This is a genomic window from Aquabacterium sp. (assembly GCF_029946005.1).
GTDB lineage: Bacteria > Pseudomonadota > Gammaproteobacteria > Burkholderiales > Burkholderiaceae_C > Aquabacterium.
In genome coordinates this window covers 59,715-84,988 of record NZ_JAQSDR010000014.1, presented here as the reverse complement: position 1 = coordinate 84,988, position 25,274 = coordinate 59,715, and the positions used below count along the sequence as shown (strand labels likewise).

Here is a 25,274-nt window from a genome sequence, read left to right as displayed (position 1 = left end):
TGGGCGATGGTTGCTGATCGCCCTGATCGCGGTGCCTGCGGTGTTGTGGGCGGGCGCGGTGGGCAGCCTGTGGTCGCGTCAGGAGTCCCTGCTGTTCAAGCCCGTGCCTTTGGCACCGGACTACCAGTTTGGCCTGGCCCACACGGTCGAAGAAACGGTGCAGGTGCCCGGCGCCACTTTGCACGCCCTGCATTTGCGCCAGCCTGCCGGCACGCCCACGCGCGGCCTGGTGTTTTTCCTGCATGGCAACGCGGACAACCTCGCGAAATGGTTCACCAACCCCGACTTCTGGCTGAGCACGGGCTACGACGTGTTCATGATGGATTACCGGGGTTTTGGCAAAAGCACCGGCCACATTGAGAGCGAGGATCAGCTTCACGACGATGTGCGCCGTGCCTGGGCCCAGGTGGTGCCAGCGTATGCAAAGCAAAAATTGGTGATCTATGGGCGCTCCTTGGGCACGGGCCTGGCCACGCAACTGGCCGCGCAGGTGCCCGCAGATTTGTTGGTGTTGGTGTCGCCGTACGAAAGCATCGAGCGGTTGTCGGGTGATGCTTATCCTTGGGTGCCCAGCCTGGCCTTGCGCTATCCCTTGCGCGCGGACCAATGGCTGCCCAAGGTCCGCAGCAAGGTGTTCATCGTGCATGGCGAGCAGGACACCCTCATCCCCATCGCCCATGCTGAACGCCTGATGGCGTTGAACCCGCGTGTGCAGATGCTGCGTTTGCCAGGCGTTGGTCACAGCGATGTGCAGCAGTCTCGGAACTACACCGAAGCGCTGGCCCATCAATTAGGATCCTTGTGATGAGAACACTCACCCCCCTTGAAGTCCGCGTGCTGGGCGTGCTGGTTGAAAAACACCACACCGTGCCCGACAGCTACCCCTTGTCGCTCAACGCCTTGACCTTGGGCTGCAATCAGAAAACGGCGCGCGACCCGGTCATGCAGGCCACCGAGGCCCAGGTGCTGCAGGCCATTGAAGGCCTGCGCGAGCTCAGCCTGGTCAATGAGGTGAGTGGCAACCGCGTGGTTCGCTTTGAGCACAACGCGGCGCGTGGCCTGGGTGTCCCCAGCCAGGCAGTGGCCTTGCTCACCTTGCTGGCCTTGCGCGGGCCCCAAACCTCGGCCGAGTTGCGCTTGCACACCGAGCGCTTGCACCGCTTTGCCGATGTCTCGTCGGTGGAAGGCTTCCTGGACGAGTTGGCCGAGCGCGAACAGCCCATGGTCGTGAAGCTGGCGCGTGCGCCGGGCGCCCGCGAGTCGCGTTGGGCGCACCTGCTGTGTGGCGAGGTGACGATGCCAGTGGCCACCATGGCCACAGGGCAGGGTGAAGAGTCAGTGTTGGCGGAAGAGCTGGTGGCCTTGAAAGCCCGCCAGTCCGACATGGCGCTGGAGTTGGCCGCCCTGCGCACGCTGGTACTGCGCATGGCCGACGAGTTGGGCATGAAGCCAGGCCTGGACGTCTGAGCCTCAGGCCTTCCCGCTCAGGTTTCACCGCCAGGCCTGGGCCACCCTTTCATGGGTGGGATGGCGGTCCAGCCAGTACACCACGAACACGCAACCCAATGCGGCCAGCACGGTGCCGATGGTGAAGGTGGGGGCATAGCCCAGCAGATCGCCTGCCAGGCCACCCGCGATGCCGCCCAGGCTGCCCACCAGCACCACCACGCTGGCCAGCAAGGTGTAGTCGGTGCCGGCGTGCAAAGGGTCGGAGGCGTCCATCATCAAGGCGAACAGGGCCACCGAAGCCATGGTGCCGACCAGGCCTTCCACGATCGTGGCCGTCCACAGCAACTCGACGCCGCCCAGGCCGAGCGCCGCCGCGATGTACAGGCCGAACCCGAAGGCCTGGGCCAGACCGCTGAAAAGCAAGGCCTGGCGACGCCCGACCCGAAAGGTCAACCAGCCCCCGATCACCGCGCCCATCAAGCTGGTGGCTGAGCCCACCGCCCCTTTCATGCCGGCGATGGTTTCCTTGCTCAGTCCCTGGTCACTGAGGAAAGGCACGATCAGCGAGCTGACCATCTGGTCCCCAAAGCGGTAGCAAAAGATCAGGCCCGCGATGGCGGGCATGCCGGGCCTGAGCGCCCGGTGGACCCAGGCGATGGCCAATCGCCAGCCACCCGGCCGATCAATGCGGTCGGCGTGCGGGGGTGGCTCGCGCATGGTGAGCACCGGCACGATCGTGATGGCCAGCATGGCGGCCATGCACAGGAACATCACGCTCCAGTTGCTGCGGGCAAAGATCCACAGCAGCAAGCCGCCCCCCAGGATCATGCCCAGTCGGTAAGCACCCACCTGGATGGCATTGGCCAGCCCGCGTTCCTTGGCGTTCAACAGCCGCACCGCCAGGCCGTCGGTCACCACATCCTGCGTGGCTGCGATGAGGTTGAAGGCGAACACGGCAGTGAACAAAGCGACGCTGCCCAATTGCAGGTCAAGCTGCGACAGCAGCAGCGCGGTGGCGCAGGCCGCGCCTTGCAGCCCCAACAGCCAGCCACGGCGGCTGCCATGGCGGTCCAGCACGGGGGCCCACATGAACTTGATGGCCCACGGCAAGGCCAGGAACTGCAGGAAGCTGATCGCGGTCAGTGACCAGCCGGCTTCGCGCAACAGCACAGGCAAGGCCAGGGTGAAAAAGCCGAAGGGCAGGCCTTGGGCGGCGTACAGGCCGGTGAGCAAGGTGAGTTGCCGAGTGCGGGTGTTCAGAGGTGTGTCTTGCATGCTTGTACCGTTCGACGCGTCACTTGGCATGGGTCGCGCTCATGAAGGGCATGGTAACGAAGACTCAGCCCTGCTTATCCATGGATTGGCCTTGTCGGATTTGCCTATACATTTTCGGCTGACGATACAAGCGCCGCATCCAGCATCAGTGAGAGGAACACGATCTTGAGCAACCCACCTGGTCAAGCCACGCCCCCGAGCGGACAGTTCGCCCTCTTGGGCCAGCGCCGTTTCGCGCCTTTTTTCTGGACGCAGTTCCTGGGTGCGGCCAACGACAACCTCTTCAAGTTTGCCTTCACGGTGCTGGTGACATACCAGCTGCGCGTGTCCTGGCTGGACGCCAAGATGGCCGGCCTGGTGATCGGCGCCTTGTTCATCCTGCCTTTCGTGCTGCTGTCGGCCACGGCGGGGCAGTGGGCCGACAAGTACGACAAGGGCCGCATCATGCGGGCCATCAAGCTGCTGGAGGTGGTCATCATGGTCCTGGTGGCGTTTGGCTTCTTTGGCCAGAATGTGCCGCTGCTGCTGGGCTGCGTGTTCCTGATGGGTTTGCACTCCACCTTCTTTGGCCCGGTCAAATACGCCTACTTGCCGCAGCACCTGAGCCCGCGTGAGCTAACCGGCGGCAACGGCATGGTCGAGATGGGCACCTTCGTGGCCATTTTGTTGGGCAATGTGGGCGGCGGCCTGTTGATGAGCATCCCCGAGGTCGGCGTGCATTGGGTGGCGGGCGCTTGCTTAAGCGTGGCGGTGATCGGCTGGCTGATGGCTTTGCAGATCCCGGCCTCGCCCTCGTCCGACCCGGGCTTGACACTGAACTGGAACCCGGCCACCGAGACCTGGCACAACCTCAAGCTGGCCGCCGAGTACCCCAGCGTGTTCCGTTCGCTGTTGGGCATCTCGTGGATGTGGTTCTTTGGCGCCGTTTTCCTGGCGCAGTTCCCTTCGTTTGCGCGCGATGTGCTGGGTGGAGACGAGCAAGTGGCGTCCTTGCTGCTCGTGGTGTTCTCCGTGGGCATTGCGATCGGCTCGCTCCTGTGTGAGACCTTCTCGCACCGCAGCGTTGAAATCGGCCTGGTGCCCATCGGGGCCGTCGGCATGACGGTGTTCGCCTTCGACCTGTACTTGGCCAGCCGTGGCCTGACCCACCCCTTGGGCAACCTGATGACCGTGGGCCAGTTCGTGGCGCAGCATGACCATTGGCGCGTGATGATCGACCTGGCCATGCTGGCTTTCAGCGCGGGCCTTTACAGCGTGCCCATGTACGCCCTGATCCAGTTGCGGGCCCAGCCCAGCCACCGGGCCCGCATCATCGCGGCCAACAACATCCTCAATGCGCTGTTCATGATCGTGAGCAGTCTGCTGGCGGGCGCCTTGTTGGGCGCGGGTCTGTCGATCCCTGAAGTGTTCGGGGCCACGGCCGTGCTCAATATCATCGTGGTCGGCTATGTGTTCTGGCTGATGCCCGAGTACATCGTGCGCCTGGTGATGCTGCTTGCGACCCGCATCGTCTACCGCCTGAAGGTGCGTGGAGAGGATCACTTGCCCACCGACGGCGCAGCCATCCTGGTGTGCAACCACGTGAGCTTTGTCGATGCGGTGATCCTGGGTGTGATCAGCCCACGCCCCATGATCTTCCTGATGGACCACCGCATTTTCAAGACCCCCGGTGTGGGCTGGTTCTTCCGCGCCGTCAAGGCCATCCCCATCGCGCCCCAGAAAGAAGACCCGGTGGCTTACGAGCGAGCCTTTGAGCGCGCCCGCCAGGCTTTGAGGGAGGGCGAGTTGCTGTGCCTTTTCCCCGAGGGCGCCATCACCCGCGACGGCACCTTGCAGCCTTTCAAAGCCGGCATCATGAAGATCCTGGAAACGAACCCGGTGCCGGTGGTTCCCGCGGCTTTGCACAATCTGTGGGGCTCCACCTTTTCGCGCATCGATGGGGTGGCCATGGCCAAGCCCCTGCGCCGTGGCCTGTTCAACCATGTCGGCCTGGTGGTGGGCGAAGCGATCGCCCCTGATGAGGTCACCCCTGAAGGCTTGCAGGCGCGTGTGCAGGCTTTGTTGAACGAGCCGGCCCCTTGAAGCCCGAACAGCCGCATCAGTTTCGCCTGCTGGGGCAGCGCCGCTTTTCACCGTTCTTCTTCACGGTGTTTTTGGGGTCGATGAATGACAACGTCCTCAAGTTCGCCGTCACCTTGCTGTTGACTTACCAGGTCACCGTGCCGTGGTTGCCGCCGAACCTGGTCGGCCCGTTCATGGGGGCCATTTTCATCGCACCGTCCTTGCTCTTGTCGGCCACGCTGGGCCAGTGGGCCGACCGGTGCGACCTGGGCTGGTTGATCCGCCTGGGCAAAAGCCTGGAGGTGATCATGATGGTCCTGGCTGCCTGGGCCTTGTGGCGGCGCGATGCGCCCTTGATGGTGGCTTGCGTCTTGATCAGCGGTGTTCACGTGGCCTTGTTCTCCACCGTGCGCTATGCCTACATCCCTCAGCATTTGCGCCTGCATGAGTTGACGGGTGGCAATGGCTTGCTGGAGATGGGCATCTTCCTGGCCATCCTCATGGGCACCCTGGTAGGCGGCTTGTTGGTGGCGCCCGAGCTGGGCGGCACCTGGATCTTGGGCCTGGCGGTGGTGCTGATGAGTGTGCTGGGCCGCATCGCCTCGCACTGGATCCCCAGCACGCCCGCCGTTGATCCGGGCTTGAAAATCCACTGGAACCCGGTGGCCGAGACCTGGCGCAACCTGAAGCGTTGCCATGAAGACCCGCTGGTGTTCGCCTCCATGCTGGGCATCTCCTGGATGTGGTTCTTTGGGGCTGGGTTCTTGGCGTTGTTCCCCATCTTGAGCAAGGACGTGCTCAATGGTCAGGAAGGCGTGGCGTCGTTTCTATTGGTGTTGACCTCGCTGGGCATTGGCCTTGGCGCCTTGATGTGCGAGCGCTTGTCCCGGGGGCGGGTCGAGTTGGGCTTGGTTCCGTTGGGGGCCTTGGGCATGGCCGTGTTTGCCATCGAAATGTCGATGGCTGTTCATGCGCTGGAGCAGGCCAGGTCCTTGAGTGTTCGCCCCGCCTGGACCGCGGTGCAGTTCGTGACCCATCCCGCGCATTGGCGTTTTCTGGTGGACCTGCTGCTGATGGCGCTGTCGGTGGGCCTGTTCAGCGTGTCCTTGTACGCGCAGATTCAGGCTCGTGCCGAGCCCAGTCACCGGGCTCGCATCATTGCCGCCAACAACATCCTGAATGCGCTGTTCATCCTCTTGAGCGCTGTGCTGGTCGGTGGTTTGAGCGCGGCGGGTCTGAGCATGGGGCAGTTGTTCGCGGTCCAGGCCGTGGTCCACATCGTGGTATGTGGCTTGGCGTTTGCCTGGCAGCCGATTTTCCTCAAACGCTCGGTGAGCCTGATCAGGCAATGGCTTGGGTCACAATCGTAGCCATTCGCATCAACTCTTCAAAAATCATGGGAAGCTTCCTGTCGCGCTCGGTCTTGGCCCGTGTGGTGCCGTTTGTGTTGTTCATGGTGATGCTGGCCTTGCGCGGCCAAGTGCCCGCCGACGGCAGTTGGGGCATCGATCCACGCTGGGTCTATGGCTTGTGTGTGCTGGTGGTCAGTGGCAGCTTGCTGTTTTTCTGGCGTGATTACCAAGAACTGGCGCGTGGCACTTTGCCGAGGGCCAAAGAGTTGGTGCTGGCGGTGATCGTTGGCGTGGTGGTGTTCTTGCTGTGGATCAACCTGGCCCAGCCCTGGATGATGTTGGGCGAGGCCACCGCCAGTTTCCGTCCCGTTGACAGTGAGGGGCGGATTGAATGGGGCCTGGTGGCGGTGCGCTGGATCGGTGCAGCCCTGATGGTCCCGGTCATGGAGGAGTTGTTCTGGCGCTCCTACCTGATGCGCTGGGTTGACAACCCTGATTTCGAGAAGGTGGACCCGCGCACGGTCACGCTGAAGGCGGTGGCCCTGTCCACCGTGGTGTTCATGCTGGCGCACACGCAGTGGTTGGCGGCCATCCTGGCCGGTTTGGCCTATGCCTGGCTGTACAAGCGGACGGGCTCCTTGTGGGCGCCCATCGTGGCCCATGCCGTCACCAACGGCGTTCTGGGGGTGTGGGTGGTGCTCTACGGCAACTGGCAGTTTTGGTAATCAGGCCAGCAAGGAAACCTGCCATGGAGCGCACGCGCAAGTGGTGGCCATCGCTCGGCCGGTTGTTGGTCGCGGCGGTGGCCGTGGGGCTTTTACTGGTCTGGTTGGGCTTGTCCAATGACCCGGAAAGCCATGCTGCCCTGGCCTTGCTGTTGTATGTGCCTTACCCGGTCTACCTGGTGCCAGCGGTGGTGGCATTGATCTGGTCGTTCAGTTTGGGATGGCGCTGGCGCGTTCTGGCCATGGGCAGCGTGGTATTCGTGCTGGCCGTGTTGATGCGCCCAGCCCTGGGCAGCTCCGATGACGGCTACCGGCGTGTGCGCCTGATGACCTACAACGTCAAGGCTTATCTGGCCGTGCACCGGCCCACTGGTGTGGCCGATGTGGCCATGGAGGTTTTGCAGCACGATCCCGATGTGGTGGTGATGCAGGATGCTGGGCAATTTTTGGATGAACGCTACACCCCTCCGACTGCGATCAAAACCATTTTTGGCCAGAGAGAGGTCTATGCCTTTGGTCAGTACATCGTGGCCAGCCGGTTTCCCATGAAAGGCTGCTTGCCGGGCTGGATCCCCTACAACGGTCAGAACCACAGCTATGTGCACTGCGTGATCTCGGTCAATGGCACCGATTTTGACCTGGTCACGGTGCATTTCGTGACGCCACGCGATGGCTTGAATGCGGCGCGCAATGGCGGCATGCAGGGCTTGGGTGCCTGGCGCGACAACATGAACAAACGCCTGACCCAGTCAGGCGTGTTGGCCGAGCACCTGCGTTTGATGAAGCGGCCTCGCATCGTGGCTGGTGACCTGAACGCGCCCGAAAATTCAAGCGTGGTGCAAGATCTGTTGGACACGGGCATGCGCGATGCGTTTGCGTCCGCGGGTCTGGGTTATGGCTACACCCATGGGCACTCCCTGTGGCCCGGGATTTCGTTCCTGCGCATTGACCACATCCTGGTCAGTGAGGAGATCGGTGTGAGCGATGCGTTCGTGGGCGGCAAGGTCGCGTCCCAGCACCGACCAGTCATTGCCGATCTGTTGCTGGTGCGGAATCAGTGACGTTTGGGATGGATGGCGGTGGTTGGGCGTCTGGTATGGGCAGCGCGGGGCATGAACCCTAAACCCCTCGGGCGCGGTCGCTTGCGAACTGCTTCTGGAACTCGGCGAACGTGCCAGCGTCCAGGGCTTCGCGCACTTCGCGCATCAGGTTCAGGTAGTAGTGCAGGTTGTGGATGGTGGTCAGCATGGGGCCGAGCATTTCATTGCAGCGGTCCAGGTGGTGCAGGTAGGCGCGGCTGAAGTTCTGGCAGGTGTGGCAGCTGCAGGTGTAGTCCAGCGGCTGCTCGTCAGACTTGTAGCGGGCGTTGCGCAGGCGCAGGTCGCCAAAGCGCGTGAAAAGGTGGCCGTTGCGCGCATTGCGCGTGGGCATCACGCAGTCGAACATGTCCACGCCCGCGGCCACGCCCGCCACCAGGTCTTCGGGCGTGCCCACACCCATCAGGTAGCGCGGTTTGTGCTCGGGCAGCTTGTGCACGATGTGGTTCATCACGCGCAGCATCTCGTCTTTGGGCTCGCCCACGCTGACGCCGCCCACCGCATACCCAGGCAGGTTCATGTCGACCAGGCCGGCCAGCGATTCTTCACGCAGGTTCTCGAACATGCCGCCTTGCACGATGCCGAACAGGGCGTTGGGGTTTTGCAGATTGGTGAACTCGGTGATGCAGCGTTTGGCCCAGCGAAGGCTGAGTTCCATCGACACGCGCGCTTCCTTCTCGGTGGTGATGTGGCCGTTGGCCTGGCTTTCCTTGCCGCCTTTCCAGTAGGGCGTGCATTCGTCGAACTGCATGACGATGTCCGAGTTCAGCACCGTCTGGATCTGCATGCTGACTTCAGGCGTGAGGAAGAGCTTGTCGCCATTGACTGGCGAGGCAAAGCGCACGCCTTCTTCGCTGATCTTGCGCATCTCGCCCAGCGACCAGACCTGGAAGCCGCCTGAGTCGGTCAGGATGGGCTTTTGCCAGCTCTCGAACTTGTGCAGGCCGCCGAACTGCTTCATCACGTCCAGGCCCGGCCGCATCCACAGGTGGAAGGTGTTGCCCAGGATGATCTGGGCGCCCATTTCTTCCAGCGAGCGGGGCATGACGCCTTTGACGGTGCCGTAAGTGCCCACGGGCATGAAGATGGGGGTCTCGACCACGCCGTGGTTGAGGGTGAGGCGGCCACGGCGGGCATGGCCCTCGGTCTTGATCAGGTCGAAATTCAGCATGCCGGTATTGTCGCCGCACTGAGCCCCGGGGCGAGGCTCAGGCCGCTTTCTTGGCTTGGTGCAAGGCGAGGAGTTGTTCCAGCAGGCGCTCGCTGCGGAAGGGTTTGGCCATCACCACCTGGCCCGAGGCGCTCAAGCGGGCGATCTCGGCCGGGTCGGTGTCGCCCGAGATGATCAGGGTGTACAGCGACACACCCGATTCGCGCAGGTAGGCCTGGATCGTTTGGCTCAGTTGCAGGCCATTGATGCCGGGCAGGCGGTAGTCGGTGATGAGGATGTCGGGGCGTTGCGCGCGGGACGTGGTGGCCAGCAGCTGCGGCAGTTCGTCGAGCAGGGCCTCGCCGTCGGGCCAGGTGCGCACCTGGGCGCCCCAGCTTTGCACCATCTCGCCCAGGGCCCGGCGCAGGATGGGGTCGTCCTCCACAATCCACGCGTTGCGGCCGGCCATGGGCTGTTGGGGTGAGGTGGGCGCCACCGGCTTGCTGGTATTGACGTGGTTGAGCGGCAGCTCGATGGCGAAGCACGAACCCCGGCCCACGCGCGATTTGACGGTGACCTGCTCGCCCAGCAAGGAGGCTGTGCGGCGCACGATGGCCAGGCCCAGGCCAATGCCCCGGCTGCGGTCGCGCGCGGAATTGCCCACCTGGTAGAACTCGTCGAAGATCCGTTCCTGCTGGTCGGGCGCGATGCCGATCCCCGTGTCCCAGATCTCGATGCGCAGGCGCCGCTTGCCATGCCGACGCACGGCCACCAATACGCCACCTTGTTTGGTGTAGCGGATGGCATTGGCCACCAGGTTGCGCAGTACGCCGTGGATCAGCACCGGGTCGGTCAGCACGGTGAGGTGCGGGCCAGCGTTGGCGGGAAAGCGAAAGCGCAGTTGCAGGCCTTTGGCGTCGGCCGCGCTTTTCTCATGCACGCGCACGGCCTGGAAAACGTCATTCAGGCACACGGGCTGGAACTGCACTTGCACCGCGCCAGCGTCCAGGCGTGAAATGTCCAGCAAGCCCACCAGCAGGGACTCCATGGAGGCCACGGCCTCGTCCAGCATGTCGGTCAGCTCTTTCACCTCTGGCGCCACTTTTTGTTGGCGCAGCAGGCTCACCAGCAGGCCAATCGCGGCGGTGGGTTGGCGCAGGTCGTGGCTGGCCGAGGCCAGGAAGCGGGTCTTGGACTGGTTGGCCACTTCGAGCGCGCGGGTGCGTTCGGCAACACGTTCTTCCAGCGTGATGTTCATGCGCTCGGACAGGTTCATGGTGTCCACGAACTTGCGCATCAGCGTCAGGGCATAGCCCAGGAAGATGATGGGCGTGCAGTAGGGTGTCCAGTACAGGTCGGTGACGTCCAGGTAGGGCGTCAGGAACAGGTAGTCGTGGGCCACGCTGATGTAGGTGCCCACCGGGCCGGCCGTCATGAAAACGGCTTCTATCCAATCGCGCTTCCAGGCGGTCTGCACCACCTTGATGACGACCACGATGCCGCCGATCATCATGATCGGGTAGGCGATCAGGCGCAGGGTGTCCAGGTGGGGCGTGTCCAGTGCGGCGAAGGAGCCCAGGATGAAGGTGACCATCAACACCCGCAAGGGGTTGATGATGCGGCTGAGGTCGATGCTCGCGTAGCTCATCCCGAAGGCGACCAGGTAGAAGCTGGTCACCGCGTGCGAGGAGAAGAACAGCCAGTCCACGATCGGGATCGGCCAGCCAATGGTCTCCAGAAAGTAGAACGCATTGCGCGAGGACATGATGACCATGAGCCCACCGAAGTAGGCGAAGACCTTGTCCGACGGGCGCGCGCGCCAGGCCAGCAGCAGGAACAGGGCCATGCCGGCCACCGTCCAGTTGAGCGTCTTGGGCAGGTCGACGGTCAGCGAGGTCCAGGCGTCGAAGTCGGCGCGCATGTGGGCGATGGGCCCGGCCGTCATGGGCGAGATGCCCGGCTTGCGGAAGGGCCCCATGCGCACATCGATCTCGATGTCGTTCTCACCCGCCAGCAGCACGTTCACTGGCAATTCGATCAGGTAGGGCAGGGTGGCCATGCTGGTGACGTCTGCGCCCTCCATGTGGCGGGTGGTCAGCTGGATGCCATTGACGGTGATGCGGTGGTTGCCCGGCAGCCGGTCGATGCGCAAGGCCCACGCGATGGTGGGCGAATGCGCCATGAAGATCTTGGCGCGGTAGCAGGCCACGGCTGGAGGCTTGAGGTTGTGGGCCTTCCAGTCATCCGGCAGTTTGACCGCGATCTCCTGCTGGTGCTCGGAGCACAGGCCCTTGGCCAGGGTGGCATGGGTCACCACGATGCTGGGCGCCGCCCAGGCTCCGCCCCAGGTCCACAGGACCAGCAGCACCCCCAAGTGCCGTGTGTATTTGAGCCAGTTCAATCCCATGATTTTTATATTGAATTACTTGTTTGACGCGCACTCTATCGTTGAATCAGCATCGCATCCCCGTAGCTGAAAAATCGATATTGGTGTTCGATGGCATGCCGGTACAGTGCGCGAATGTGCTCGTACCCCGCGAAGGCGCTGACCAGCATCATCAAAGTGCTTTTGGGCAGGTGGAAGTTGGTGACCAGCACGTCCACCACCTTGAACTCGAACCCGGGCGTGATGAAGATGGCGGTGTCGCGGCTGCCCGCTTTCAGGATCTGGCTGGGCGGGCAGAACAGCGCGGCGGATTCGAGCGCGCGCAAGGTGGTGGTGCCGACGGCCACCACGCGGCCCCCCTGAGCCTTGGTGCGGGCAATGGCGTCCACGGTGGATTGGCTCACCTCGAACCACTCGCTGTGCATCTTGTGCTCGGCCAGGTTCTCGGTGCGCACTGGCTGGAAGGTGCCTGCACCGACGTGCAAGGTGACCTCGGCAGTTTGCACGCCGCGCCGTGCCAATGCGGCCAGCAGGGCCTCGTCGAAATGCAGGGCGGCGGTGGGGGCGGCCACGGCACCGGGTCGCGCGGCGAACACGGTTTGGTAACGATTGACGTCGTCGTTGGAGTCGGCGTGGGTGATGTAGGGCGGCAAGGGCACGTGCCCGTGCTGCTCCAGCAGGGTCAAAGGGTCACCGTCAAAGCGAAGGTGGAACAAACCGTCATCGGGGCCGCCCCGGCCCAGCACGGTGGCGTCAAAGGCGTCTGCAAAACGAACCACGCTGCCAGGCTTGGGCGATTTACTCGCGCGCATGTGGGCCAGTACTTCCTGGCCGGGCAACACGCGTTCAACCAAGGCTTCGACCGTGCCACCGCTGCTTTTCAGGCCATGCAGGCGGGCTTTGATCACGCGGGTGTTGTTGAACACCAGCAAGTCGCCCGGGTTCAGTTGCGATGGCAGATCGCGAAAAATGCGGTCGATGGGGGTGGGGTTGCGGCCATCCAGCAGGCGCGAGGCACTGCGCTCGGCGGCGGGATGCTGGGCGATCAGCTCGGGCGGAAGCTCAAAATCGAAATCGCCAAGGGAAAAACTGCGGGTCATGACTGCTGCCATTGAGGGGCTGACGAGCCCCGTGCCAAGGAAGGCATGATTGTCGGCGAGTTCGGACATGTCAATGGGCGTTAATCACCACCTGATGCGGGGGGTGTGCCTGTGGCATTGCACAATCCAGAATCCCTTCACCTCGTGAGATTTAGCTCCCGTGCCGGCCAATCCCACCCCCAGTCGTTCGCAGTCGGCACCCGCCAAGGCCATGGACAAACTGGGCCTGGTGCGCGACATCGACCTGGCTCTGCACCTGCCTTTGCGGTATGAAGACGAAACCCGCCTGACCCTGCTGCGCGATGCCCGCGATGGCGACACGGTGCAGGTCGAAGGCGTGGTGCGGGACAACCGCATCGAGATGCGTTCGCGCCGGCAATTGCTGGTCAAGCTGGACGATGGCAGTGGTGAGGTTCAACTGCGTTTCTTGAACTTTTACGCCACCCAGCAAAAAGCCTGGGCACCCGGCGTGCGCTTGCGGGTGCGTGGCGAGGTGCGTCATGGCTTCTTCGGGCGGGAGATGATGCACCCCGCGGTCAAGGTGGTGACCTCTGACACGCCACTGGCCGAAGCACTCACGCCCGTCTACCCCACCAGCGCCGGCCTGCCACAGACCTACCTGCGCAAAGCCGTGGCCTCCGGCCTGGTGCGTGCGCACCTGGACGAGATCCTGCCTTCGGGCGTCGTGCCCGCCGCCTGGCCCAGCCTTCGCGAGGCCTTGAACTTTCTGCACCACCCCAGCCCCGAGGTGCCGCTGGCCACCTTGGAAGACCACAGCCATCCCGCCTGGATGCGGCTGAAGTACGAGGAGCTGCTGGCCCAGCAACTGTCGCAATTGCAGGCCAGGCAGGAGCGCGCCCACCTCCAGGCCCCCGCGCTGCCCTCGCAAGCGGGTGGACTGCATGAGCGCTTGCTGAAGGTGTTGCCTTTTCAGCTGACGCCAGCCCAGCGCCGGGTCTGCGATGAGATCGCTCAGGATCTGGCGCGCCCACAGCCCATGCACCGCTTGCTGCAAGGTGATGTGGGCTCCGGCAAGACCGTGGTGGCCGCACTGGCCGCCGCCGTGGCCATGGACGCCGGTTGGCAATGCGCCCTGATGGCCCCGACGGAAATCCTGGCCGAGCAGCACTTTCGCAAGCTGGTGGGCTGGCTGGAGCCCCTGGGCATCAAGGTGGCCTGGCTCACCGGCAGTCTGAAAGCCAAGGCCAAGCGCGAGCAGATGGCCATGGTGGCCTCGGGCGAAGCGCAACTGGTGGTCGGCACCCACGCCGTCATCCAGGACCAGGTTGAGTTCGCGCGGCTGGGCTTGGCCCTGATTGATGAACAACACCGCTTCGGCGTGGCGCAGCGCCTGCAATTGCGCGGCAAGCTCAAGGGCGCCGACCTGGAGCCGCACCTGCTGATGATGAGCGCCACGCCCATCCCGCGCACCTTGGCCATGACCTACCTGGCGGACCTGGAGGTCAGCACCATTGACGAGTTGCCGCCGGGCCGCACGCCCATCCTCACCAAGGTGTTTGCCGATTCACGCCGCGACGAGGTCATCGAGCGCATCCGCGACGAGGCGGCCAAGGGCAGCCAGGTCTACTGGGTCTGCCCGCTCATCGATGAAACCGAAGAGTCCGACCAGGCCGCCGACCAGGCGGCGGGCCGCAACAGCAATCGCCGCCCGCCGCTCGATCTGAGCAACGTCACGCAAACGCACCAGGAGTTGTCTGATGTCTTGGTTGGGCGCGCCGTGGGCTTGCTGCACGGGCGTTTGCCCACGGCCGAGAAAGCCGAGGTGATGGCCCGCTTTTCACGCGGCGAGCTGTCGGTGCTGGTGGCCACCACGGTGATCGAAGTGGGCGTGGACGTGCCCAACGCCAGCCTGATGGTCATCGAACACGCCGAGCGTTTTGGCCTGAGCCAGTTGCACCAACTGCGCGGCCGGGTTGGGCGGGGCGCGGTGGCCAGCGTCTGCGTGCTGTTGTACTCATCGCCTCTGTCCGACTCTGGCAAAGCCCGTCTGAAGGCCATGGTCGATACCAACGATGGCTTCGAAATCGCCCGCCGCGACCTGGACATCCGCGGGCCCGGCGAGTTCATGGGTGCACGCCAGTCCGGAGCGGCCCTGCTGCGTTTCGCCGACCTGGGCGAAGACCAGCCCCTGATCGAGCGAGCGCGCGAAATTGCCCAAGCCTTGCTGCGCGACCAACCACACCTCGCCCAAAGGCATGTGCAGCGCTGGCTGGGTTACAGAGCCGAATACCTCAAGGCCTGATCTGCAAATCACCGACAATCATTCTCACCATGACCTTGACTGAACTCCGCTACATCGTTGCCGTGGCCCGCGAACGCCACTTTGGCCGGGCCGCCGAAGCCTGCTTCGTGTCGCAGCCGACCTTGTCGGTGGCCGTCAAGAAGCTGGAAGACGAGCTGGACGTGAAGCTGTTCGAGCGCGGCAGTTCTGAAATCAGCGTCACGCCACTGGGCGAGGAAATCGTTCGCCAAGCGCAATCTGTTCTGGAGCAAGCCCAGTCCATCAAGGAGATTGCCAAGCGCGGCAAAGACCCCTTGGGCGGCCCCTTGCGGCTCGGCGTGATCTACACCATCGGGCCCTACCTGCTGCCCGACCTGGTGCGCAACATCATCACCAGCGTGCCGCAGATGCCCTTGATGCTGCAAGAGAATTTCACCGTCAAGCTGCTGGAAATGCTGCGCGCTGGCGAACTCGATTGCGCCATCCTGGCCGAACCCTTCCCGGATGCTGGCCTGGCCGTGGCCCCGCTGTACGACGAACCATTTTTGGTGGCCGTGCCCAAGTCCCATGCCTTGGCCCAGCGCGATCACATCAACGCCGAAGAGCTCAAGCGCGAGACCATGCTCTTGCTGGGCACCGGCCATTGCTTCCGCGACCACGTGCTCGATGTCTGCCCCGAGTTCGCGCGCTTTTCCAGCGACGCCGAAGGCATCCGCAAGAGTTTTGAAGGCTCGTCCCTTGAAACGATCAAGCACATGGTGGCGGCCGGCATGGGTGTGACCGTGGTGCCCAGGCTCTCGGTCCCCGCCGAGCCGCATCCGCACCTGGCCTTCATCCCTTTTGATGCGCCGGTGCCGAAGCGCCGTGTGGTGCTGGTGTGGCGGCGCAGCTTCACCCGCTACGAGGCCATCGCGGCCTTGCGCAATGCCGTGTATGCCTGCCCGCTGGAGGGTGTCGTGCGCCTGACGGGCTGAAGCTGCTCAGACCGTCGGGAGCGAGCCAAACGCCTCATCGGGTTCGAAGCAATCGACCACCGAGAAGTACAGCGAAGCGTAGAAGGCCGAGGCCATCCACATGGCGCCCATGGTGAGCAGCACGTTGATCAGCATGGGTTGGTTCAGTGTGGCGGCCAATACACCGTTGACCAGGACCAAGGCCACGCCCAGGCCCAGCCATCCCAGTCCAAATACCAGGAAGGCGCCCAGGTTGCGCCAGGACGCGATGGCGCTGAAAAACAAGGCCTTGCCCAAAGACAGCTTGGCCCAATAGGTCAGGGCAGGTGTGTGCCAGAAGATCAGCGACACGGGGATGGTGAGCGCGAACTGCCACAGCATCGCCGACTGCACGTCGGGATTGCTGATGAGGTCGGAGGTTTCCTTGGCGGTTTTCATGGCCTGGGCCAGGGTGTCCGAGCCAGGCCCGAAGGCATCGGCCAGCACCATCACCAGCAGGGTGGCCAGCAAGTAAGCGCCGCCCAGTTTGGCCCACATCCATTTCAGCTCCGCTGGCTGTCCGCGCCACGGTTCCAGGAACACGGTGGGCGTGACGCGTTGTTCGGTCAGCACCCGTCGGCTGGCCAGCATGAAGCCCATCCACACCATGGGCATCAAGGACACGATCAGCAAGGGGCCGATGGCCGGCAGTCCGATCTGAGCCAGGATTTCGCAGGTGATGACGGCCGCGCCCACGATCAGGCCCCACAAGCCCACGAAGCCCAGTGGTTGGCGCACGCAGGCGCGCAGGCCGTGGCCCATCCAAGTCAGGCCCATGCGGGCAGGCATGATGCGCAGCTTCATGCGGCGGGGGTTCCTGTCAGTGATGAGGGGCGCTGGTATTGCCAGGGAGATTGCCGACGCTGGGTCAGCACCCGCTCAAAGTGGGTGGGGTCGTGCGCTTGGAGCATGGCGGCATCTCGGGGCAGGTGGAAATCCCACAGGCGGGAGGTCCAGAATCGCAGGGCCGCCGCCCGCAGCAAGGCTGGCAGCAGAGCAAGTTCGTCGTCGCTGAGTCGGCGTTGTTCATCGTAGGCGGCCACGAAGGCCTGCGCCCGGGTCGGGTCGAGTTGGCCGGTGGCCAGGTCGATGCACCAGTCGTTCAGGCACACCGCGATGTCGAAGCCGAAGGTGTCACAGCCAGCGAAATAAAAGTCGAAGAAGCCGGACAGCTTGGGGCCATCGAACATCACGTTGTCGCGGAACAGATCCGCGTGGATGGCGCCTTGGGGCAAACCTTGGTAGGCCTGTGAAGTGGCCAGTGCTTGCTGGTAGGCCAGCTCAGATTCGATCAATTCGCGCTGAGCGTTTGCCAGGAATGGCACGACCACGGGGATCGTCTCGCTCCACCAGTTCAACCCACGCAGATTGGGCTGGTGTGGCGGGTAATCCAGACCGGCCAGGTGCATGCGGGCCAGCATGGCACCCACTTGCGCGCAATCGGCCGCTTGGGGCGACAGTTGATTGCGGCCTTTCAGGCGTGTGACCACGGCGGCGGGCTTGCCTTTGAGCGTGTGCAGGATCACGCCCTTGGCGTCAGCTTGCGGGGCAGGGACGGGGATGCCGCGCTCGGCCAGGTGGCGCATCAGCTCCAGGTAGAAGGGCAGTTGTGCGAAGCGGAGCCGTTCGAACAAGGTGAGCACATAGTCGCCCCGGTCGGTGCCGACGAAGTAATTGGTGTTCTCGATGCCCGAGGTGGCACCTTGCAGCGATTGCAAGCTACCCAGTCCCAAGTCTGAGATCAGGCCGGAGGCTTCAGTCGGGGACACTTCAGTGAAAACGGCCATGAGACAGGTCGGACAGCAAAGGCGGCAGGTTGCGAAGCAACCGCTCGGGGAAAGCCCTCGGACGTAGGAGAAAACCCTCAACGTTCGGGGCGCGCGGAACGTGTGATTGTAGGAGTCGCTGTGGCAGACTGCTCACAGTTCTGAAATCAGACCCCCCAAAGCTTGGCGGGGCTCGCTAATTTCCCCAAGAGGAGCCGGTTGATCATCATGCGTACCCCAGCACTGTGCAATTCATTGTCGTTCAAGCGACTGTCCCTGGCTGCGGCCGTTGTTTCAAGCGTGCTGGCGGGTTCCGTGGCTCATGCTGCTCCTTTCAGTGCATACATTGGCGCAACGGTCGGCTTGTCACCGAGTGCGCAAAGCTGCGACGGCTTCTCCGGTTGCGATCGCGTGGGTGCGGGTGCCAAGTTGTTCGGTGGCTGGAATGTCACGCCCAATGTGGCCGCCGAGATCAATTACTTTTATTTTGGCAAGACCGATACCGGTCCCAACTTGACCGATAAGTCCAGTCGCGCCGTCAGCGCCAAGGCCGTGTCTCTGGGGATGAACTGGAACATCGAAATGTTCGAGTTCGCCGCCAGCCACATTCGCGCCGGGGTCGCGCGTGTTCAGAACAGGGCGGACATCACCAACGACCTGGGCGTGGCCAGCCACGAGATTGACTACACGACCTCGCCGTACTTCGGGATGGGCCTGTCCTTCCCCTTCAATCGCCACCTGCGCATGGTGATGGGCTATGACTTCATCCAGATCAGTGGTGGAAACAACCGCAATCGCCACATGTTGTCGGGTGGGTTCCAAGGCGAGTTCTGAACCACGAGGCCTTCTCCAGCAGGCCTCACAATGCGGGCCATGAACGATCTGGCCTCACCCTCCGACGCCCTGCCAACGCTCCTGTTGGTGGATGGCTCAAGCTACCTGTACCGTGCATTCCATGCCATGCCCGACCTGCGCGGGCCGCAAGGCGAGGCCACGGGCGCCATCCACGGCGTGGTGAACATGCTGGGCTGGCTGCGCGACCACATTGACGCCGAGCACGCCGTTTGCGTCTTCGACGCCAAAGGCCCCACCTTCCGCGACGAGTGGTATCCCGAGTACAAGGCTCATCGCCCCTCGATGCCGGATGATCTGCGCACGCAGATCGAGCCCATCCACGAGGTGGTCAAGTTGCTCGGCTGGCCTGTGCTGGAGGTGCCCGGCATCGAAGCCGATGACGCCATCGGCACGCTGGCCCGCGTGGCCACCGCGTCCGGCCACAAAGTGGTCATCTCCACCGGCGACAAAGACCTGGCCCAACTGGTCAACCCGCAGGTCTCCCTCATCAACACCATGGCCAAGCCGCCCGAGGTGCTGGACACCGCCGGGGTGCGGGCCAAGTTTGGCGTGCCGCCCGAGTTGATCATTGATTACCTGACCCTGGTCGGCGACACGGTGGACAACGTGCCCGGCGTCGAGAAGGTGGGGCCCAAGACCGCGGTGAAGTGGCTGCAGGAGCACGGCACCTTGGCCGGCGTGATGGCCGCGGCAGATTCTTTCAAGGGCGCCACGGGCGAGAACCTGCGCAAGGCGCTGGACTGGCTGCCACAAGGCCGACGCCTGATCACGGTCAAGCTCGATTGCGACCTCACTGGCCACGTGCCCGAGTGGCCCACCTTGAACGCGCTGGCGTTCAAGGCCCCTGACCTCCCGAGCTTGCTGGATTTCTACACCCGCTTCGGTTTCCGCTCCGCCAAGGCCGAGCTCGAAAAGCGCCTGGGCGGGGGCGCTTCTGCGGCCAAGGCTTCGCCTCCAGCCGCCAAGCACAAAGGCACGGCGAAGGCGGCCAACGGCACCCAGGACTTGTTTGGTGCTGGGGCCGGCGCAGATGCCAATGCGGATAGAGGCACCGAGCCCGCTGTCGATGCCTCGGCGGCCACCGCGCCCAGCATGGACACCCATTACGACACGGTGACCGACTGGTCCACCTTTGAGCGCTGGCGGGCCAAGATCGAAGCAGCCGAAATGACGGCCTTCGACACCGAAACCGATTCGCTGGAACCCATGAAGGCCCACATCGTGGGCCTGTCGTTTTCGGTGACCGTGGGCGAGGCGGCCTACATCCCTCTGGCGCACCAAGGCCCCGACGCGCCCCAGCAATTGCCGCTGGACGAAGTGCTGGCCCGCCTGAAGCCCTGGCTGGAAGGCGCCCAGCACCCCAAGGTCGGCCAGAACATCAAGTACGACAGCCACGTCCTGGCCAACCATGGCATCGCTGTGAAAGGCTATGCGCACGACACCATGTTGCAAAGCTATGTGCTCGAAGCGCACAAGCCCCATGGACTTGAAAGCCTGGCCTGGCGTTTCTTGAGCCGCAAGGGCCTGAGCTACGAAGACGTGGCCGGCAAGGGCGCGCAGCAGATCCCATTTGCGCAAGTGGCGGTGGACCGGGCGGCGCAATACTCGTGCGAAGACAGCGACCTGACCTTGCACCTGCACCAGACCTTGTGGCCCCAACTGCAGGCAGAGCCTGCCTTGCAGGACGTTTACCAGCGCATGGAGATGCCGGTCTCCAGCCTGCTGCAGCGCATCGAGCGCAATGGCGTGCTGATCGACGCCCAATTGCTGCAGCAGCAAAGCCATGAGCTGGCGCAACGCATCGTGGCGCTGGAGCACGAAGCCTACGAATTGGCCGGTCAGCCCTTCAACCTGGGTTCGCCCAAACAGCTCGGCGAGATCCTGTTCGTCAAGCAAGGCCTGCCCGTGGTCAAGAAGACCGCCACGGGCGTGCCTTCCACCAATGAAGAGGTGTTGGAAAAGCTGGCCGAGGACTACCCGCTGCCCGCCCGCATTCTTGAATACCGCAGCCTGGCCAAGCTCAAGTCCATCTACACCGACAAGCTGCCGCTGATGGTCAATCCCCAGACCGGCCGCGTGCACACCAACTACGCGCAGGCGGTGGCGGTCACGGGGCGCCTGTCCAGCAACGACCCCAACCTGCAGAACATCCCTGTGCGCACGGCAGAGGGGCGCCGCATCCGCGAAGCCTTCATTGCTCCTGCGGATCACTGCATCGTGTCGGTTGACTATTCGCAGATCGAACTGCGCATCATGGCCCACATTTCGCAGGACGAAAACCTGCTGCGTGCTTTCGCCGAAGGCATGGACGTGCACCGCGCCACGGCTGGCGAGGTCTTTGGCGTGGCGCCGGATCAGGTCAGCAGCGAGCAGCGCCGCTACGCCAAGGTGATCAACTTCGGACTGATTTATGGCATGAGCGCGCACGGGCTGGCCAAGAACCTGGGCATTGAACGCTCTGCGGCGGGTGCCTACATCGAGCGCTATTTCGCCCGCTACCCTGGCGTCAAACGCTACATGGACGAGACCCGCGCCCTGGCCAAAGCCCAGGGGTATGTCGAGACCGTGTTTGGCCGCCGCTTGTGGTTGCCCGAGATCAACAGCCCGAATGGCCCCAGTCGCGCGGGTGCCGAGCGGGCGGCCATCAACGCGCCCATGCAGGGCACGGCGGCGGACCTCATCAAGCTGGCCATGGTTGCTGTGCAGAAAGCGCTGGATGCCGAGGGCAAAGTCAGCCTGATCATCATGCAGGTGCACGACGAACTGGTGCTGCAGGTGCCGCAAGGCGAACTGGACTGGGTGCGCACGCAAGTGCCGACCTTGATGGCTTCGGTGGCGCAATTGCGTGTACCGCTGCTGGCCGAAGTGGGCGCCGGGCCCAATTGGGAGTCCGCCCATTGAGCCCTGCAGCCAGTCAGACGGTTGTCACAATGTTTGCGTACACTGAGCCGCCCAATTCCGTGTTGTTGATTGGGGCCAGTCCACCAGAAAAAACATGATTCTGTCAGATGAGGTGCCCAAGGCATCAGGAGCCCTGCGCTTGAAACTGCTCAGCCGCGAACAAGCCATTTTGGAGTTCAACCGACGCGTCCTGGCCCAGGCCCAGCGCGACGACGTGCCCCTGCTTGAGCGGCTGCGCTACATCTGCATCGTGTCTTCCAACTTCGACGAGTTCTTCGAGGTTCGCTATGCCGACGTGCTCGAAGCCTCGCGCATGCAAGGTACCGGCATTGGCCCCAAGTACCTCGCCGATGTTTCCGACGAGGCGCACCGGCTGGTGCATGAGCAGTACCAGATCTTCAACGAGGTGGTGGGCCCCGCGCTCAAGGCCGAGGGCATTGACATCCTCAACCACGCCGACCGCGATCTGATGCAGCGCGAGTGGGTGTCCGGCTTCTTCCACAAGCAGGTGCGCCCCTTGTTGGTGCCGATTGGGCTGGACCCGTCGCACCCGTTTCCGCAGGTCGCCAACAAGACGTTGAACTTCATCGCCAAGCTCGGTGGCCGCGATGCCTTTGGCCGCGACAATTCCATCGCCATCGTGCGCATCCCGCGCGTGTTGCCGCGCGTGATCCGCCTGCCGGGAGACATCAGTCATGGACGGCAGTCGTTCGTGCTGCTGTCCAGCGTCATCCGGGCCCACCTGCACGAACTGTTCCCGGGGCGCGAGATCCTGTTCTTTTCGCAGTTCCGCGTCACCCGCGACTCCGACATTGATGTCGATGAAGACGACATGACCGACCTGCGCCAGGCCTTGCGCAGCAAGATGAGCACGCGCCAGTTCGGCCAGACCATCCGCCTGGAAGTGGTCAGCAGCTGCCCTCCCGAGTTGTCCGATTTTTTGCTGGAGCAGTTTGGCCTGACCGAGCAGGCGCTGTACAAAGTCAACGGCCCTGTCAACCTGGTGCGCCTGACGCAGTTGATTGATCAGGTGCGGGGCGATGAATTGCGCTTTCCAGCCTACCAGCCCGGTTGGCCCGAAGGGCTGCCCCAGCAGGGCGGCATGCTGGAGTACCTGCGCAAGGGGGACATCATGCTGCACCACCCCTTCGAGTCGTTCGACACGGTGGTCGAGTTCCTGCGCGAGGCCGTGCACGACCCCGATGTGCTGGCCATCAAGCAAACCATCTACCGCACTGGCAGCGAGTCGGTGCTGATGGAGTTGCTGCTGGAGGCCGTGCGCCGTGGCAAGGAAGTGCTGGCCGTGGTGGAGCTGAAAGCGCGCTTCGACGAAGAGGCCAACATCAATTGGGCCGAGCGCCTGGAGGCCCTGGGCGCCCAGGTGGTGTATGGCATCGTGGGCTTGAAAACCCACGCCAAGATGATGCTGGTCACGCGCCGCGAAGGCACGCGCCTGCGCCGCTATGCCCACTTGTCCACGGGCAACTACAACCCGCGCACGGCCGGCGTCTACACCGACGTGGGCTACCTGACCACCAGTCAGGAGATCACGGCCGACGTGGACATGGTGTTCCAGCAACTGTCCAGCCTGACGCAACTGCGTTCGCCCAAGCAATTGATGCTGGCGCCCTTTGGCTTGCAAAAGCAGTTGATCCGGATCATGGCACGCGTGGGCGAGGCAGCTCAGGCTGGGCACCCCGCGCGCATCGTGCTCAAGCTCAACTCGCTGACCGATGAGCCCTTGATCGTGGCCTTGATCGAAGCGGGCCAAGCCGGCGCCAAGATCGACCTCATTATTCGCGGTGCCTGCGTGCTGCCGCCGGGCGTGCCCGGCTTCACCGACAACATCCGAGTGCGCTCGGTGGTGGGCCGCATGCTGGAGCACACGCGCATCCTGTACTTCCGCTGGGGCGAGTCCGAGCACGACGAGGCCTTGTACCTGTCCAGCGCCGACTGGATGAACCGCAACATGACGCGGCGCATCGAGGTGGCCTGGCCAGTGCGCGACCTGGCCTTGCGCCAGCGTGTGATCGACGAGTGCCTGGTGCCTTACCTGATGGACGGCTGCGATGCCTGGCAGCAGCAAGCCGATGGGCGTTACGAGCGCGTGGGCGTGGATGGCCCCAGTGCCCAGCGTGCCCTGATGGAACTGCACCGCGCGGTCGATTGAGCAGCCAGACCAGCAAGACCATGGACCTGATCCTCTGGCGACATGCACAAGCCCAGGCCCACGTGGCCGAAGACGGCTCACCGGTGTCGTTCGCCGAGGACCTGGTCAGGGCCCTCACGCCCAAGGGTGACCGGCAAGCCGAGCGCATGGCGGCGTGGTTGAACCAGCGCCTGACCGACACCACGCGTGTGTTGGTCAGCCCGGCCAAACGCACCCAGCAAACGGCCCAGGCCTTGGGGCGGTCTTTCAAGACGGTGGCCACCATCGCGCCCGACGCCTCGGTCGATGACCTGCTGCTGGCCGCCCGGTGGCCCAGCGGCAAGGATCCCGTGTTGCTGGTCGGCCATCAGCCCACCCTGGGCCTGTTGGCGGCCCGTCTGTTGACCGGGCAGGACCTGCCTTGGGCCATCCGCAAGGGCGCGGTCTGGTGGTTCCGTGGCCGCGACCGCGAAGGCACCCTGGAGGTGACTTTGCATGCAGTGCAATCCCCCGACTTTCTCTGAGCCCGCAAGCCTGGTGTGATTCCCAGGATAATCAGGGCACATGAGCCCGCCGACCGCCTTCCCTCCCGCACCGGACGTCACTGCGCCCGACACCTGGCATTTCAGGCACCAGGTCCGCATTTACTGGGAAGACACGGACGCGGGCGGCATCGTGTTCTACGGCAATTATTTGAAGTACATGGAGCGTGCCCGCACCGAATGGCTCAGCGCCTTGGGTTTCAGCCAGGAGCGCCTGCGCAACGGTGGCGAGGGCATGTTCGTGGTGGGCGAAACCCACTTGCGCTACATCAAACCTGCGCGGCTGGACGACATGCTCACCGTCACGGTGCGACTGGTCGAGCTTGGCCGTGCGACCATCGCCTTTGTGCAGGAAGTTTGGCGGGGTGATACCTTGTTGACCCAAGGCCGCGTGCGCATCGGCTGGGTGGCCCCTTTTGAAGACCACTTCAAACCCGCCCGCATCCCCGCTCAAATCCTGGCCATCTTGCCGACCCCCAACCCAAAGCCTTCGGAGCTTGACCACCCATGAATCAAGACTTGTCCATCATTGAATTGGTGAAGCATGCCAGCGTGGTGGTGCAGATTGTGCTGGTGCTGCTGCTGGTGGTGTCACTGGCCAGCTGGAGCGTGATCTTCGGCAAAGCCATTGGCTTGAAGCGCTTGAAGGGCGACAACGAAGAATTCGACCGCGAATTCTGGGCGGGCCGCACTTTACAAGAACTTTACCAAGACGCCTCGCGGGCTGCCGGGCCGCCATCGCCACAAGAGCGCATCTTCGCGGCCGGCATGCGCGAGTTCCTGAAGCTGCGCGAGCGGCGTGTCACCGATGTGGTCAGTTTGCTGGAAGGTTCACGCCGCGCCATGCGCGCCAGCTACCAGCGCGAAATGGACATCATTGAATCCCGCCTGGACTTCCTGGGTTCGGTGGGCTCGGTCTCGCCTTACATCGGCCTGTTCGGCACGGTGTGGGGGATCATGCATGCCTTCACGGGCCTGTCGAACATGCAGCAAGTGACGCTGGCCACGGTGGCACCGGGCATCGCCGAAGCCCTGGTGGCCACGGCCATCGGCCTGTTCGCGGCCATCCCGGCCGTGCTGGCCTACAACAATTTTTCGCGCGACATCGACCGCATTGCCACCCACCTGGAGTCCTTCATCGAAGAGTTCTCCAACATCCTGGCGCGCAACACGCAGCCCGCAGCCGGTGCGGAAGCCGCGCGTCCTGCCACCAACGTTCGCTGAGGCCTTGC

The 25,274-nt window shown here is 63.7% G+C and carries 20 protein-coding genes; 14 read left to right on the top strand and 6 right to left on the bottom strand.

Going from position 1 to position 25,274, the window contains the following annotated elements:
- Positions 1–10: 10 nt before the first annotated feature.
- Positions 11–805 (top strand): alpha/beta fold hydrolase, encoded by a 795-nt coding sequence (locus PSV38_RS10330; protein ID WP_300547140.1) that lies wholly within the window; start codon positions 11–13, stop codon positions 803–805.
- Positions 805–1,467 (top strand): YceH family protein, encoded by a 663-nt coding sequence (locus PSV38_RS10325; RefSeq protein ID WP_300547138.1) that lies wholly within the window; start codon positions 805–807, stop codon positions 1,465–1,467. Before PSV38_RS10330 ends, PSV38_RS10325 begins: the two co-directional genes overlap by 1 nt.
- Before the next feature lie 24 nt (positions 1,468–1,491).
- On the opposite strand, the gene PSV38_RS10320 is transcribed toward PSV38_RS10325, so the two are convergent.
- Entirely contained in the window at positions 1,492–2,724 is a 1,233-nt protein-coding gene (locus PSV38_RS10320; RefSeq protein WP_300547136.1) for an MFS transporter, read from the bottom strand.
- A gap of 165 nt (positions 2,725–2,889) precedes the next feature.
- Here PSV38_RS10320 and PSV38_RS10315 point away from each other — a divergent pair, with 165 nt between their 5' ends.
- From PSV38_RS10315 to PSV38_RS10300, 4 genes are read left to right on the top strand one after another with little or no spacing between them, the layout of a single operon-like run.
- Positions 2,890–4,806, top strand: a complete 1,917-nt coding sequence (locus PSV38_RS10315; protein WP_300547134.1) for an MFS transporter — start codon at positions 2,890–2,892, stop codon at positions 4,804–4,806.
- Positions 4,803–6,155: an MFS transporter gene (locus PSV38_RS10310; RefSeq protein ID WP_300547132.1), complete on the top strand. Its 1,353-nt coding sequence runs from the start codon at positions 4,803–4,805 to the stop codon at positions 6,153–6,155. Before PSV38_RS10315 ends, PSV38_RS10310 begins: the two co-directional genes overlap by 4 nt.
- 26 nt (positions 6,156–6,181) lie before the next feature.
- Complete coding sequence (locus tag PSV38_RS10305) at positions 6,182–6,862, top strand: CAAX prenyl protease-related protein (protein ID WP_300547130.1); 681 nt, start codon at positions 6,182–6,184, stop codon at positions 6,860–6,862.
- A gap of 23 nt (positions 6,863–6,885) precedes the next feature.
- Positions 6,886–7,923 carry an endonuclease/exonuclease/phosphatase family protein gene (locus PSV38_RS10300; RefSeq protein ID WP_300547128.1) on the top strand — a complete coding sequence of 346 codons (1,038 nt, stop codon included), beginning with the start codon at positions 6,886–6,888 and terminating at the stop codon, positions 7,921–7,923.
- Between the two features lie 58 nt (positions 7,924–7,981).
- Here PSV38_RS10300 and tgt read toward each other — a convergent pair whose 3' ends face one another.
- From tgt to queA, 3 genes are read right to left on the bottom strand one after another with little or no spacing between them, the layout of a single operon-like run.
- Positions 7,982–9,130 (bottom strand): tRNA guanosine(34) transglycosylase Tgt, encoded by a 1,149-nt coding sequence (gene tgt, locus PSV38_RS10295; RefSeq protein ID WP_300547127.1) that lies wholly within the window; start codon positions 9,128–9,130, stop codon positions 7,982–7,984.
- A 37-nt stretch (positions 9,131–9,167) separates the two neighbouring features.
- Entirely contained in the window at positions 9,168–11,516 is a 2,349-nt protein-coding gene (locus PSV38_RS10290; protein ID WP_300547125.1) for a hybrid sensor histidine kinase/response regulator, read from the bottom strand.
- Positions 11,517–11,551: 35 nt separating this feature from the next.
- Positions 11,552–12,595 carry a tRNA preQ1(34) S-adenosylmethionine ribosyltransferase-isomerase QueA gene (queA, locus tag PSV38_RS10285; protein ID WP_300547124.1) on the bottom strand — a complete coding sequence of 348 codons (1,044 nt, stop codon included), beginning with the start codon at positions 12,593–12,595 and terminating at the stop codon, positions 11,552–11,554.
- 160 nt (positions 12,596–12,755) lie between these two features.
- Between queA and recG the strand changes: the two genes are divergently transcribed.
- Complete coding sequence (gene recG, locus PSV38_RS10280) at positions 12,756–14,858, top strand: ATP-dependent DNA helicase RecG (protein ID WP_300547123.1); 2,103 nt, start codon at positions 12,756–12,758, stop codon at positions 14,856–14,858.
- Between the two features lie 29 nt (positions 14,859–14,887).
- A complete protein-coding gene (locus PSV38_RS10275) occupies positions 14,888–15,811 on the top strand; it encodes a LysR substrate-binding domain-containing protein (RefSeq protein WP_300547122.1) in 924 nt (307 codons plus the stop codon).
- 6 nt (positions 15,812–15,817) lie between these two features.
- On the opposite strand, the gene PSV38_RS10270 is transcribed toward PSV38_RS10275, so the two are convergent.
- Together PSV38_RS10270 and PSV38_RS10265 are read right to left on the bottom strand one after the other, a co-directional pair.
- Complete coding sequence (locus PSV38_RS10270) at positions 15,818–16,633, bottom strand: BPSS1780 family membrane protein (RefSeq protein WP_300547120.1); 816 nt, start codon at positions 16,631–16,633, stop codon at positions 15,818–15,820.
- Positions 16,630–17,616 (bottom strand): homoserine kinase, encoded by a 987-nt coding sequence (locus PSV38_RS10265; RefSeq protein ID WP_300547118.1) that lies wholly within the window; start codon positions 17,614–17,616, stop codon positions 16,630–16,632. Before PSV38_RS10265 ends, PSV38_RS10270 begins: the two co-directional genes overlap by 4 nt.
- A 207-nt stretch (positions 17,617–17,823) precedes the next feature.
- On the opposite strand from PSV38_RS10265, the gene PSV38_RS10260 reads away from it, so the two are divergent.
- The 6 genes from PSV38_RS10260 to tolQ all read left to right on the top strand — a co-directional run bounded on the left by PSV38_RS10260 (position 17,824) and on the right by tolQ (position 25,266).
- Positions 17,824–18,429, top strand: a complete 606-nt coding sequence (locus PSV38_RS10260; RefSeq protein WP_300547116.1) for an outer membrane beta-barrel protein — start codon at positions 17,824–17,826, stop codon at positions 18,427–18,429.
- 39 nt (positions 18,430–18,468) lie between these two features.
- Complete coding sequence (polA, locus tag PSV38_RS10255) at positions 18,469–21,351, top strand: DNA polymerase I (protein WP_300547114.1); 2,883 nt, start codon at positions 18,469–18,471, stop codon at positions 21,349–21,351.
- 94 nt (positions 21,352–21,445) lie between these two features.
- Positions 21,446–23,521 carry a polyphosphate kinase 1 gene (gene ppk1 / locus PSV38_RS10250; RefSeq protein ID WP_300547112.1) on the top strand — a complete coding sequence of 692 codons (2,076 nt, stop codon included), beginning with the start codon at positions 21,446–21,448 and terminating at the stop codon, positions 23,519–23,521.
- Positions 23,522–23,541: 20 nt separating this feature from the next.
- Entirely contained in the window at positions 23,542–24,024 is a 483-nt protein-coding gene (locus PSV38_RS10245; RefSeq protein ID WP_300547110.1) for a histidine phosphatase family protein, read from the top strand.
- Positions 24,025–24,064: 40 nt separating this feature from the next.
- On the top strand, positions 24,065–24,553 hold the full coding sequence (ybgC, locus tag PSV38_RS10240) for a tol-pal system-associated acyl-CoA thioesterase (RefSeq protein WP_300547108.1): 489 nt from the start codon (positions 24,065–24,067) through the stop codon (positions 24,551–24,553).
- Positions 24,550–25,266 carry a protein TolQ gene (gene tolQ / locus PSV38_RS10235; protein WP_300547106.1) on the top strand — a complete coding sequence of 239 codons (717 nt, stop codon included), beginning with the start codon at positions 24,550–24,552 and terminating at the stop codon, positions 25,264–25,266. Before ybgC ends, tolQ begins: the two co-directional genes overlap by 4 nt.
- Positions 25,267–25,274: the final 8 nt, after the last annotated feature.